General features: G+C 57.6%; 8 protein-coding genes and 1 pseudogene. 8 read left to right on the top strand and 1 reads right to left on the bottom strand.

Annotation, left to right across the window (positions count from 1 at the left end):
- The first annotated feature begins 30 nt into the window (after positions 1-30).
- The 4 genes from EIO64_RS05300 to EIO64_RS05285 are packed head-to-tail and all read left to right on the top strand — an operon-like array spanning position 31 to position 2,162.
- Positions 31-987, top strand: a complete 957-nt coding sequence (locus tag EIO64_RS05300) for a hypothetical protein (RefSeq protein ID WP_136890957.1) — start codon at positions 31-33, stop codon at positions 985-987.
- Positions 984-1,535, top strand: coding sequence for a hypothetical protein (locus EIO64_RS05295; protein ID WP_009260418.1), 552 nt, complete (start codon positions 984-986; stop codon positions 1,533-1,535). Before EIO64_RS05300 ends, EIO64_RS05295 begins: the two co-directional genes overlap by 4 nt.
- A 4-nt stretch (positions 1,536-1,539) precedes the next feature.
- Positions 1,540-1,860: a hypothetical protein gene (locus tag EIO64_RS05290; RefSeq protein ID WP_044945150.1), complete on the top strand. Its 321-nt coding sequence runs from the start codon at positions 1,540-1,542 to the stop codon at positions 1,858-1,860.
- Positions 1,857-2,162: a hypothetical protein gene (locus tag EIO64_RS05285; RefSeq protein ID WP_136890956.1), complete on the top strand. Its 306-nt coding sequence runs from the start codon at positions 1,857-1,859 to the stop codon at positions 2,160-2,162. The genes EIO64_RS05290 and EIO64_RS05285 overlap by 4 nt, the downstream gene beginning before the upstream one ends.
- Here EIO64_RS05285 and EIO64_RS05280 read toward each other — a convergent pair.
- A complete protein-coding gene (locus tag EIO64_RS05280; RefSeq protein ID WP_249390813.1) occupies positions 2,133-2,798 on the bottom strand; it encodes a hypothetical protein in 666 nt (221 codons plus the stop codon). The genes EIO64_RS05285 and EIO64_RS05280 overlap by 30 nt on opposite strands.
- A 163-nt stretch (positions 2,799-2,961) precedes the next feature.
- Here EIO64_RS05280 and EIO64_RS05275 point away from each other — a divergent pair, with 163 nt between their 5' ends.
- From EIO64_RS05275 to EIO64_RS05260, 4 genes and pseudogenes are all read left to right on the top strand, one after another.
- A complete protein-coding gene (locus tag EIO64_RS05275; RefSeq protein ID WP_346730080.1) occupies positions 2,962-3,348 on the top strand; it encodes a TnpV protein in 387 nt (128 codons plus the stop codon).
- 3,050 nt (positions 3,349-6,398) lie between these two features.
- A pseudogene (locus tag EIO64_RS05270) lies at positions 6,399-11,419 on the top strand (DEAD/DEAH box helicase family protein); the annotation flags it as partial.
- A gap of 154 nt (positions 11,420-11,573) precedes the next feature.
- The gene (locus EIO64_RS05265) at positions 11,574-12,278 is read left to right on the top strand and encodes a metallophosphoesterase family protein (RefSeq protein ID WP_136890955.1); all 705 of its coding nucleotides are present in this window, start codon (positions 11,574-11,576) and stop codon (positions 12,276-12,278) included.
- Positions 12,279-12,380: 102 nt separating this feature from the next.
- Entirely contained in the window at positions 12,381-12,830 is a 450-nt protein-coding gene (locus tag EIO64_RS05260; RefSeq protein WP_136890954.1) for a helix-turn-helix domain-containing protein, read from the top strand.

Genomic DNA, 12,830 nt, shown 5'->3' with positions numbered 1-12,830 from the left:
CGCCTTCTTGTTGACAAGGAGCGTGATCGTATGGAATTAACTTTTCACGCCGCTGCTCCAGCGGAGCGGCTTTATATTGCCAGACAAAGCACACAGATTGAGGGCCAGACTGGGAGTATCGGGCACCTTCGAGCGGATATGGGTGAGGATGGCAAGGGCTTCTTTCCCAAGTGGACCAGCCACCGGGAAAATCTGGACACCGAGGACTTTCAGCAGGAGTTTGAGGAGGTCCTGGAGGCCCTGGTGGGGGACGAGCAGTACGGCGGGTTTCTGAAAAGCCGTGACGCCATGCGGGATTTCTGCCGGGGACACCAGGAGAGCGGCTACGATAGCGGCTTTGCGTTCGGCTTCCGGGCGGACACAGCACAGTATGCCTATCTGATCCGGCTGCACCCCTACAAGGGGGAGGAAAATCTGTTTCTCTACTGCTACCGCCGCGACTGGCTGGACCGGCACATGGAACAGGCTGAAAAGGGCATCCGGTTCATCGACCCGCACTACAAGGAACTGTTCCGCATCCCGGACGGCGGGCAAATCCGTATTCTCCGGGAGGGCTGTGCGCCCATCGACCGGACCTGCCGCTATATTGATGACTGCCATGTGGAGGTAGGCAACGGCTGGGACAGCCTGTTTCACATCTGCCAGTTTGCCGAGCAGATGGAACGCTGCCACAACACCGTCCTGCCACTGACACCACCCCTGCCGGAGAAGTGCTTTGCCATTTTGCCATCATCCGGCGAGCTGATCGTCATAGAGCGGTATAAGCCTGGGTATCAGGTGTCCCCTATGGCCCATTTCAAAGGGAAAACGCCCCAGCAGACGGCGGATGTGCTCAACGGCGATATGGGCGTGACCAGGGCGCAGGCGGCGGCGATGCTGGCCGGGGTGACCCAGGGCTGGACTTCCCCTGCCGCTGACCCGAACCGCTACAACGAGCGAGGACGGCCTGTCAAGCCCCGCCGCCACGAAAGGGGCGGTTCACGATGACAGAGCAAAGGCACTTAATATGGAGCAACTACGATCTGGACTATGAGGACTGGAGGGACGATCTGGAGGAAGATCATCCGGAGCTGACCGAGGACGAGCGCATGGCCCTGATGTACGAGATCAATAACCGCTATCTGGACGATGAGCGCGTCAATCTGAACATCCAGCTTGACCAGCCCATCCTTGTGATCGCTGACCTGGGACTTTGGAATGGGCGGCGTACAGGCTATCAGGAAATCTCCAGCGGCAATATCCGGGACTGCCTTTACAGTGGCCGGGATATTGAATACGCCACATGGTATGTGGATAAGCTGGGCGACCTGCGCTGCGACGCCATACACCACGACGGTACGAACCATCTTCTTTACCGCACCTATAAGCCCGGAGCACGGGACTCACAAATTGACTTGCTGAAAGAAAAACTGTATTACGGAAAGGCTGTCCGATCCGATATAACCCGGATTACCCGCAGGCTGGGAGACGAGATCGGCAAGGTGTACGGCTGGGATTTTCCCAAGCCCCGGCAGGCCGTTTCCGTGGAAAGGTAGGACGATGATGGCACAAATACCCAACACCAAATTAGAACTACACCCCTCTATGTTTGACCTGTTGATGACTGTCCTGGCATACAACGCCGCTAACGCCCCCGTGGAGAGCGTCCGAAGCGGTGCGAAGGACTTGATGGAGAAACGTATGCGCTTTACCCGGCTCTATATGAGTAAAGACGGCGAACAATACGCCAGTCTGTGTATGTATGAAAATGAAGCGGAAGAAATGATCTGGCAGCTCCTTTTATCCGCAGCCCTCAACTATGATGTGAGCGAGGAATATCACAAAAAGTTGAAGGTGGGAAGCAGGAGTGATCCCCAATGAAGGGCGTACCCATTGACGAGTCCCTGTGCGCGTACCTGAAGAAACACCACAAGGGACAGGAGAACGCAGCTTCCAGCAAGGAGCTGGAGGCCGCGTTTCATGTCGGCGGGACGGAGCTGCGGCGGGCGGTCAACCGCCTGCGCTGTGACGGCCACCCCATTTGCAGCGCCGATGCAGGCTACTTCTACGCGGCGCGGCGATCAGAGGTTCGGGCCACCGTTGCCCAGCTCACCGGGCGCATCTCTAAAATCGCCGCAGCAGCAAAGGGCCTGCTACAATCTTATGAAGAAACGGAGGGATAGAGTGTGGCGAAAAAACTGGACTCCATTGTAGAACTTGCGGCGCAAAAGACCCGCGAAATTTCCGCCAACAGCGGGAACTATATGGCGTTCCTGACCACCGCCGCCCACAACTTCAAGTACAATTTCCGCGACCAGCTTTTGATTTACGCACAGAAGCCGGACGCCACCGCCTGCGCCCAGATCGACTTCTGGAACAAGCATGGCCGCTATGTTAACCGGGGCACCAGGGGGATCGCCCTGCTGGTGGACACGGACCAGGGCTACAAGCTGCGGTATGTCTTTGATATGTCCGATACCAACAGCCGCCAGGGGCGCATGATCCCCATCTGGAAGATGGAGCCGCGGTATGAGAACGCGGTAATCGAGGCACTGGAGAACAGCTATGGCGAGTTCCCGGACCGCTCCGGCCTTGCCGCCTGCCTGCTGGAAACGGCAAAGGTCATCGTGGAAGATAACCTTGGCGACTACTACACGGAACTGCGGGGTGTCAAGGCGGGCAGCCTGCTGGAAGAACTGGACGATCTCAGCACTGAAACATGGTTTAAGGGTCTGGTGGAGAACAGCGTGGCCTTTATCATGCTGACCCGGTGCGGCATCGACCCCATGGACTATTTCAGCGGCGAGGATTTCGCCCATGTCTATGACTTTGACACCCCGGAAACCCTCTCCATCCTGGGCGGCGCGGTGAGCGATATTGCGGAAATGCCCCTGCGGGAGATCGCCAGCACGGTTTTGAGCCTGTACCGGGCAGAGCAAAGGGAAAATCGCACATTTGCGCAAACTCCAAACAGGCCGTATCATGATAGCAGGACAAAACAGGAAAGGAGCATTGAACATGGAACTGACATACCGGACGGAGGGCGACTACCGCCTGCCCAATCTGGAAGCGCCGGAGGCCCCGAAGGTCGGAAAATATGGGATGCTGCGGCGCAGTTACCTTCAGACCCACAGGAACGCCTACTACACGGGGATGCTCCTCAGCGGCAGGCTGAACGCCCATCTGGAGAAGATCGACCGGCAGGCCACGGAGATGGTGGAGCAGTTGATGGCGCGGATGGCGCGGGAGCAGGGCGTGACGGAGGAGCTGAAGGCCAGCGATCAGATGAAGTGGGTGGGCCTGATGAACAACATCCGGGCAGCAGCGGAGGAAGTGGCGCTGACAGAGCTGGTCTACGCGGACACATAAGCGGCCCGCTTATTGCTGGGGAAGAACTTCCACAGGCCCCTGTTGACGGGACATCCGCTACTGCCGGACTTCAAAACAGCCACCATGATTTTGACGCCCGCACGGACATCCCTTACTATCATGAGGACAGCGAGAAACAGGAATTACTCCGCATCAGCGACGCCCTAAAAGACCATAGGACCGAGATCGCCGCGTTCTTTGAAGCCCATGAGGGCAGAAAAGAGCGCGGCGATTTCATTAAGGGTTTCTTTGACAACACCTATGTGGAGAAAATTTTGAGCAATGGCCAGCGGGCCGGGTATCGGGCATGGGACGATGTGCTGAACCTCTGGCGCGGGGCGTACTTCTCCCGCGAGAAAGAGGAATTCCTTCGGTGGCCCCATGTTGCCGACACCATCTACGGGATGATCCTGCTGCACCAGTGGCTCGACCCGGATGAGCGCCCCCTGCCCAGCGAAGCGAAACAAGTCTCTCTCATAGAACAGGCAGAAGCAGAAAAGGCTTCGGCTTTTATTTTGCCCCAGGAGGCCATTGACTATGTTCTGTGCGGAAGGTACTCACCGTCCAAACTCCGCATCTATGACCAGTATCAGAAGCAGGAAAGCAGACAGGAAAATGCCAAATTCCTGAAAGCGGAATACGGCGTAGGCTCCTATTCCAACGCTATCCCCAGCAGCGGCTTTAGGGTAGACCACGACAGCACGGGCATCACCATCTCCCGCGACTACGGCGACCCTGACGGGAAATTCCTGCTGACCTGGGCCAAGGTGGAAAAGCGTATTGGGGAACTGATTGCCGCTGGACGCTACCTGAACCGGGCTGAAAAAGAGCATTATCCGAAATACCGGGCACAGGTAGAGCAGCGGAAGGCCCGTTGGGACATCGCAGCGGAGATTTGCTCCATCATTGATGATTATGTGGATTTCAAAACACGGACCGGTGAAACGGACCCATACAAGGAACTCCTACTTGCCAGAACGTGTGCGAACTCCTTTAGAATAGGGGAAAAGAAGTGCTATGTTCTGTCAGGAGATAATCTCTTTGTCCTACCCACCCTGCGAAACGCCATGCAGACGATCATCCGGGACAAGACCCACCTGACGGAACGCTGTGAGGCTGTGCTGGCTGATCTGAGCGGTCCCCTTGCCACACCGCTGGAACCCACCGAGGAGGAACTGAATCCGCCGCCCCCTCCAAAAAAGGAATACCGCTTGACCCTGGGCGACACGGTGTACCTGGGGGCGCAGGAGTATGAGCTGCTGGCCTATAATGAGCAGACCGTCCGGCTCTATGACCCGACCTTTCCTATTTTCAATAAGGAACTGCCCCGTGAGGAATTCGACCGTCTGCTGGCGGAGAACCCGCTGAACGACAGACTGCTTCAGGTGGCGGAGAACGCGGCACCCGTGGCTGACGCCGAAGAACCGGATGCCGGGGAATCGCCGGACGCCCCGCTGCCCGTGGGACGGATCGACTTCCTGGGCACGAACGGCAGCGTGGGCGAAAGCGTGGAGTACACCGGCGCGGAGGAATTTGTGGCGGCAATCAAGGAAGAAAACCATGCTGGCGCGCCCATGCGGATCGTCCTCTACCGGGACGGCCAGGGCCAGACCATTCCCCAGGACTTCCTTGCCGAACTGGACCCGCCGCCCCAGGGCTTCCAGGTCATTGACATGGCGCAGGCGCAGTTGGGGCGGGCAAAATGGCTCATTAACGCTTACTGTATGGAGGTCTTTGAGCAGGAGGCCGACTTCTCCGACCTCTCTCATGTCCCCCTGGCGTTCAGCTCCACCAGCGACAGCGCCCACACCGTAGAGATCAGTGTGGACTTGGTATCGTTCCGCCTGTCCTATCTGGTGGACGGCTCAGAGGCTGCTTCCATCCAATGCGCCGGCTTCCATGACCTGAATGAACTTCTCGCCAACCTGGATTTTGACGAGATGGTGGCCTTTGCGGAGGAGGAGTACAACAAACAGCGCCAGGGACGGGAACACCCCGCGGACACAGCGCCCAGTCAAGAGGAGAAGGCCGGCGCGGAGCCGGATGTCCGCTTCTATGCTGTGGAGCTGGACCGCGGCTCCCAAATCGCCTATGGCGTGTGGGATGGCCAGAACGACCGTATCTATGTGGACGATGAGGGCGTCAGCGAGGAATTTACCAGCCGGTGGCAGGCGGAGGAATACGCCCGTCAGTTGAACCAGGTGGAGCTCTGCGCCCGGTATTATGGGGAGGGCGAAACCATCCTGATCCGGCAGTACCCCAACGGCCAGTATTATGTCCAATACTGCTATGACGATCAGGATAACACGGTGTATGCAACGGCGAGTGGCTTTGATACCTTTGAGCAGGCCGAAGCAGCACTTTATACCCATCGGCCCCAAGCAAAAAAAGACCCCATCGCCGCCCAAGACCTCGCGTACCGGCAGGCCGCGGAATATTGGTCCGGCGATGAGCATCTTGTGATCTTCCGGGAACCGAACGGGACCTTCTGCAATCAGTACGGCTTCATTTCCGGCAGGGTGACGCCCACGACCGGGAGCTTTGCCAAACTGGAGGAGGCGGAGAAACAACTTTATGCGGACCGCCCTCTGGCCCAAAAGGTCCAGGCACGGGAGAAGCCGCCCGCCCATGCCCCGGCGGACCGGGACGAAGCGGAGCGCCGGTATCAGGTGGTGGTCTATCACCACCTGGAAAACGGCATGGACGAGAAGCTGGAATACGCGACGCCGGAGGAAGCGGAACAGGCGGCACGGGGCTATCTGGAAGGCACGATGGAACCAGACGGCTTTGCCTACGAGGGCGCGGCTGTCTACGACCTGCTGGAGAAGAAGTGGCTCCGCGTGATCGGGGACTTCCCCACACCGGAACCTCCCACCGCAAAAGAGGAACAACCTCTGCCCCCGCGGGAGGATACGGAAACGGCTGCTTCGGACCGTGACCTGCTCGGTAAGGAGATCACGCTGGAGGGCCGGCGGTTTCGTGTAGAAAAGATCGACGAGGATGGCCGGGCCTCCCTGCGGGATCTCACCTTTGAGGGCGCAGTTGGTTTCCCCATCGAGCGCGTGGAGCATATTTCCGTCATTCGGCGTCTGATGGGACCGGCTGAAAAGACAGCGGGACCGGGAAAGGGCGTGGAAAGTTCAGCAGATGGGCACGACCAAGGCGGTACGGAGCCGCCACTGGCCCCCCAGCGCAGGGCCAGGGTTTCCCCCTTTGTCCTCCATCCTGAAGTTCCCAACGCAGACCGGCATGAGTACCACATCACCGATGACGCCCTGGGCGTGGGAACCCCTGGGGAGCGGTTCAACAACAATGTCCGGGCGATCCGCCTGCTGAAAAGGCTGGAGGCCGAGGACCGGCTTGCCACCCCGGAGGAACAGGAGGTATTGGCGCGGTATGTGGGCTGGGGCGGTTTGGCAGACTGCTTTGACGAGCGCCACAGCAAGTACGCCGAGCTGAAAGCCCTGCTCACCGAGGAGGAATATGCCGCAGCCAGGGAGTCCACCCTGACGGCCTTCTATACTCCGCCCGTGGTCATCCGCTCCATCTATCAGGCCCTCACGAACATGGGCTTCCAGACCGGAAATCTGCTGGAGCCGTCCTGCGGCATCGGCAACTTCATCGGTATGCGCCCGGAGGCCCTGGCGGACTCTAAAATCTACGGCGTGGAGTTGGACGGCATCTCAGGCCGCATCGCCCAGCAACTCTATCAACAATCGTCTATCGCTGTCCAGGGGTTTGAAAAAACAGACCTCCCGGACAGCTTTTTTGACGCCGCTATCGGGAATGTGCCCTTCGGCTCCTTCAAGGTGATCGACAAGCGGTATGACCGATACAATTTCCTCATTCACGACTACTTCTTTGCCCGGACGCTGGATAAGGTCAGGCCGGGCGGTGTCATCGCCTTTGTCACCAGCAAGGGCACGATGGACAAGGACACCCCCACTGTGCGGAAGTACCTTGCCCAGCGCGCCGACCTGCTGGGGCCATCCGCCTGCCCAACAACACTTTCAAGGACGCCGCGGGAACGGATGTGACCAGCGACATCCTCTTTTTGCAGAAGCGGGACGCCCTCTCCAGCGAGGAACCGGATTGGGTACACCTGAACACCGACGCCAACGGGCTGAAAATGAACCAGTATTTTATTGACCACCCGGAGATGGTCATGGGCGAAATGCGGGAGATCAGCGGCCCCTATGGGCCGGAAACCGCCTGCCTGCCCATCGAGGGGCGGGACCTGGGAGAACAGCTTGCCGCCGCCATTCAGAATATCCAAGGCTCCATCACCGAGTATGTCATGGACGACCCGGAAATCGAGGGCGAGGACAAGTCCATCCCCGCGGACCCGGAGGTACGGAATTTCAGCTATACCATCGTGGACGGCAAGGTGTACTACCGGGAAAACAGCCGCATGAACCCGGTAGAGGTGTCCGTGACAGCGGCCAACCGCATCAAGGGGCTGATCGGCATACGGGACTGTGTGCGGACGCTCATTGAGTACCAGACCGAGGACTGGCCCGACCAGGACATTCAGGCCCAGCAGCGGAAGTTGAACGCTCTTTACGACGCCTTTGTGGACAAGTACGGGCGGATCAACTCCCGCGCCAACAGCTCCGTGTTCAGCATGGACAGCGCCTACTTCCTCCTGACTTCGCTGGAGGTGCTGGACGATGAGCGCAACTTTGTCCGCAAGGCGGATATGTTTACCAAGCGCACCATCAAGCAGAGGGTCACGATCACCCATGTAGATACCGCGTCCGAGGCCCTGGCCGTGTCACTGGCTGAAAAGGCAAAGGTGGACATGGACTATATGGCGGAGCTGACCGGCAAGACCGAGCAGGAGGTCTACGCCGACCTGACCGGCGTGATCTTCCTGAACCCCATGCACGAGTATGGCGGTGGCTCCGAGGAAAAGTACCTCACCGCGGACGAATACCTCTCCGGGAATGTGCGGGAGAAGCTGGAATGGGCAAAACGAAGCGCCGAACTGTACCCGGAGGACTACACCGCCCATGTCCAGGCTTTGGAACGGGTGCAGCCGGTGGACCTGACCGCCAGCGAGATCGCCGTCCGGCTGGGGGCCACCTGGCTGCCCACAGAGGTCATTGACCAATTTATCTATGAACTGTTCGGGACTTCCCCCCGCAGTCAGCGGATGATACGCAGCCATTACTCCCAGCACACCGGCGCATGGAATATCGAAAGTAAATTTGCCGACAGGGGCAATGTCAAGGCGGAGAACACCTACGGCACCACCCGTGTCAATGGCTACAAGATCATAGAGGAAACCCTGAACCTCCGGGATTTGCGTATTTTTGACTATGTGGAGGACGAACACGGCAACCGTGTTCCTGTCCTGAACAAGAAGGAAACGGCTATCGCCCAGGGCAAGCAGCAGCTTATCAAGCAGGCGTTTCAGGACTGGATTTGGAAAGACCCAGCCCGGAGGGAGCGTCTGACAAGGCTCTACAACGACAAGTTCAACAGCATACGGCCCCGTGAGTATGACGGGAGCCACCTGAACTTTGTGGGCATCAACCCAGAGATCACCCTGCGGCCCCATCAGGTGAACGCCATCGCTCACATCCTCTACGGAGGGAACACCCTGCTGGCCCATGTGGTGGGAGCAGGGAAAACATTTGAAATGGTAGCTGCCGCCCAGGAGAGCAAGCGGCTGGGGCTGTGCCAAAAAAGCCTGTTCGTGGTGCCCAACCACCTGACGGAGCAGTGGGCGTCGGAGTATTTGCAGCTCTACCCCTCTGCCAATATTCTGGTGGCGACCAGGAAGGACTTTGAAACCAAGAACCGCAAGCGGTTCTGCGGCAGGATCGCCACCGGCGACTATGACGCCATCATCATCGGACACAGCCAGTTTGAGAAAATCCCGGTGAGTGTGGAGCGCCAGCGGTATCTTCTGGAACAGCAGCGGAGTGAGGTCCTGAACGGCATCGCGGAACTGAAAGCCAACCACGGGGAACGCTTCTCCATCAAGCAGATGGAGCGCACAAAAAAGTCCATTGACGCCAAGTTAGCAAAGTTGAACGACCAGAGCCGTAAGGATGATGTGGTCACATTTGAAGAACTGGGCATTGACCGCCTCTTTGTCGATGAAGCCCACTACTACAAAAACCTCGCCGCCTTTTCCAAAATGCGGAATGTGGGCGGCATCAGCCAGACGGAGGCCCAGAAGTCCAGCGACCTCTATATGAAATGCCGCTATCTGGACGAGCTGACCGGGGGCCGGGGCGTTGTGTTCGCCACAGGCACCCCCATCTCCAACACCATGGTGGAGATGTATACCATGCAGAAGTATTTGCAGTACCACACCCTGGAAGAACACGGCCTGCTCAATTTTGACGCCTGGGCGTCTACCTTTGGCGAGACTGTCACCGCCATCGAGCTGGCCCCGGAGGGCACCGGCTATCGGGCCAAGACCCGGTTCTCCCGGTTCTACAACCTCCCAGAACTCATGTCTATGTTCAAAGAAGTGGCGGACATCCAGACGGCGGATATGCTCAACCTCCCCGTCCCCAAGGCCAACTACCACAACATCGTGCTAAAACCCTCGGAACAGCAGAAGGAGATGGTGGCGGCGCTGGGGCAGCGGGCGGAGAAGGTCCGCAACAGGATGGTGGACAGTACCGAGGACAATATGCTGCTTATCACCAACGACGGGCGCAAGCTGGCCCTGGACCAGCGGCTCCTCAACCCCTTGCTCCCGGACAGCGACACCAGCAAAATCAACGCCTGTGCTGGGGATGTGTTTGATATATGGCAGCGCACAGCGGACCAGCGTTCCGCGCAGATGGTATTCTGCGACCTCTCCACCCCTGGCAAGAACCGGCCCATTGAAATGGTCCCAAACGAGCAGGGCGGCTACGAGATGGCGGAATTTCAGAATGTCTATGATGACCTGCGGAATAAGCTGATTGCCAGGGGCATACCAGCCGAAGAAATAGCCTATATCCACAGCGCCAACACGGAGACACAGAAAAAGGAGTTGTTCGGCAAGGTGCGCTCCGGGCAGGTCCGGGTGCTGATCGGCTCCACCCAGAAGATGGGCGCGGGCACCAATGTCCAGAAGAAACTCGTGGCGCTGCACCATCTGGACTGTCCCTGGCGCCCCTCCGACCTTCAGCAACGGGAGGGCCGGATCATCCGGCAGGGCAACGAGAACAACGAGGTGGACATCTATACCTATGTTACCGAGAACACCTTTGACAGCTACCTCTATCAGCTGGTGGAGGGCAAGCAGAAGTTCATCGGGCAGATCATGACCAGCAAATCCCCGGTCCGGTCCTGCGAGGATATAGATGAAACCGCCCTGTCATACGCGGAAATCAAGGCGCTCTGCACCGGCAATCCCCACATCAAGGAGAAGATGGACCTGGACATTGATGTGCAGCGTCTCCGGCTCCTGAAAGCCAACCACCTCAGCCAGCGGTACGCTCTGGAGGATCAGATCATTAAGACGCTGCCTCAGCAGATTGCCAAGTATGAGCAGTCTATTGAGGGCTATCTTTCCGATATGGACCGGCTGAAGGAGAACACCCACCCCAATGAGGACGGCTTCTCCCCCATGGAGGTGGAGGGGACCGTCTACACCGACAAAAAAGCCGCAGGCAGCGCCATCCTCGCCGCCTGCAAAGCCATGACCAGCCCCGAACCTGTCCCCCTGGGCCAGTACCGGGGCTTTTCTATGGACCTGTCCTTTGCAAGCCTGACCAGGGAGTTCAAGGTCACGCTGAAAGGGGCGCTGTACTACACCACGAACCTCGGCACAGATGTTTTTGGCAACATTCTCCGCCTGGACAATCTGCTGGAAAGCATGGAGGAGCGGATCAGCACCTGCCGGGAACAGTTGGAAAATACCAGGATGCAGCTCGAAAACGCCAAACTGGAGGTGGATAAGCCCTTTCCCCAGGAGGACGAGCTGAAAAGAAAGTCCGCCCGCCTGGATGAATTGAACATCCTGCTGAACATGGACAAGCGGGAGAGCGAGATCGTGGATGGAGATGTAGGGGATGAAGTCACCGCCCCCGCCCGTGGCAGTCCCGACCGCGAACGCTGAAAGAGTGAGAAATGTCTGACCCTCAAAAACATGATACGGGAGCAAGCCGCAGACTTGCCCCCGTACATAGTTTGTTGTATCATTTCCGCGGATGGGTGTCCCACGCCCACCTGTATACGGTATCAAAATTCATGATAGAATGGAGTTGAATGCTATGGCAACCTATCTCACAGGTGACACACATGGGAACTTTCTCCGCGTGGACACCTTTTGCCGCGCAATGGAAACAACAAAATCCGATACCATAATCATCCTTGGTGATGCGGGTTTCAATTATTACCTGAATGACCGCGACACCCGCGCAAAAGAGTATGCCAGCGCCATTCCGGTCAAATTCTTCAGTATCCACGGCAACCATGAAGCCAGGCCCCAGCGCATCCCATCCTATATGGAAGGAGAATACTGCGGCGGGAAAATTCTCTATGAAGAAGCATTTCCGAACATCCTCTTTGCTGTTGACGGCGAGATTTACAATTTCGATGGGTACAAGTGTATCGTGATCGGGGGCGCGTACAGTGTGGATAAGCACTACCGGCTGGCGCACGGGTGGCATTGGTGGCCGGATGAGCAGCCGGACGAGGAGATCAAAGCCGTGGTTGAAGCGCGGCTTGCCGCCTTACACTGGAACATCGACATTGTTTTGAGCCACACCTGCCCCCGCAAATATGAGCCGACCGAAGTATTTCTCTCCGGCCTTGACCAAAGCTCCGTAGACAAGAGTACCGAGGACTGGCTGGATGGCATAGAGGACCGCCTGGACTACAAAAAATGGTACTGCGGCCACTACCATACCCGGAAACAGATCGACAAAATACAATTCATGTTCGAGGACTTTGACACGATGTTTATTCGTTTATAATCATCGTAATTCTATTTTCCTGGGCATAGGGAGCATAAGTGATTGACAGACAATCGGTATGCCGATATAATGGAGGAAAATATTGAAAGGAAGGCACAGGGTATGGACCTGCAAGGGTATCTGAATCAGCGGGGCATAAGTAAATACCGTCTGGCGCAAATCAGCGGCGTCCCCAATACTACCATCGTTGACATCTGCGCCGGAAGGAGCGAGATCGGACGGTGTGCCGCCAAGACTGTCCAGCAACTTGCCAAGGCGCTGGACTGCACCATGGAGGACATCATGGAATTATCCCCGGCCTATGAGAGCGATACCGGACTGCCAACAGATAAGAGTTATCTGGAGTGCGGCCTGCCTGATTTTTTGATGGAATCCATAGCCCAGATGCAGGCGGCCTGGGACCGGCTGGATCGGGGTGAGAAGGACCTGCGCTGGGACTGCGACTACTGCAACTTGCAGACAGACATCAACAACGCGGAGGTCAATCAGGTCATCAGTTCAGAACAGGCGTGGTATCTCCGGGAGAAGTATCTGCGGATGGAAAGGGAGTGA

This window comes from Dysosmobacter welbionis (assembly GCF_005121165.3).
Taxonomy (GTDB): Bacteria; Bacillota; Clostridia; order Oscillospirales; family Oscillospiraceae; genus Oscillibacter; species Oscillibacter welbionis.
This window is presented reverse-complemented; position numbering and strand designations above follow the sequence as displayed.

Excerpts from the sequence above, each read along its gene's own strand:
- EIO64_RS05300 (WP_136890957.1), top strand. The coding sequence starts at position 31 with ATGGAATTAACTTTTCACGCCGCTGCTCCAGCGGAGCGGCTTTATATT.
- EIO64_RS05295 (WP_009260418.1), top strand. The coding sequence starts at position 984 with ATGACAGAGCAAAGGCACTTAATATGGAGCAACTACGATCTGGACTAT.
- EIO64_RS05290 (WP_044945150.1), top strand. The coding sequence starts at position 1,540 with ATGATGGCACAAATACCCAACACCAAATTAGAACTACACCCCTCTATG.
- EIO64_RS05285 (WP_136890956.1), top strand. The coding sequence starts at position 1,857 with ATGAAGGGCGTACCCATTGACGAGTCCCTGTGCGCGTACCTGAAGAAA.
- EIO64_RS05280 (WP_249390813.1), bottom strand. The coding sequence starts at position 2,798 with ATGGGCGAAATCCTCGCCGCTGAAATAGTCCATGGGGTCGATGCCGCA.
- EIO64_RS05275 (WP_346730080.1), top strand. The coding sequence starts at position 2,962 with ATGATAGCAGGACAAAACAGGAAAGGAGCATTGAACATGGAACTGACA.
- EIO64_RS05265 (WP_136890955.1), top strand. The coding sequence starts at position 11,574 with ATGGCAACCTATCTCACAGGTGACACACATGGGAACTTTCTCCGCGTG.
- EIO64_RS05260 (WP_136890954.1), top strand. The coding sequence starts at position 12,381 with ATGGACCTGCAAGGGTATCTGAATCAGCGGGGCATAAGTAAATACCGT.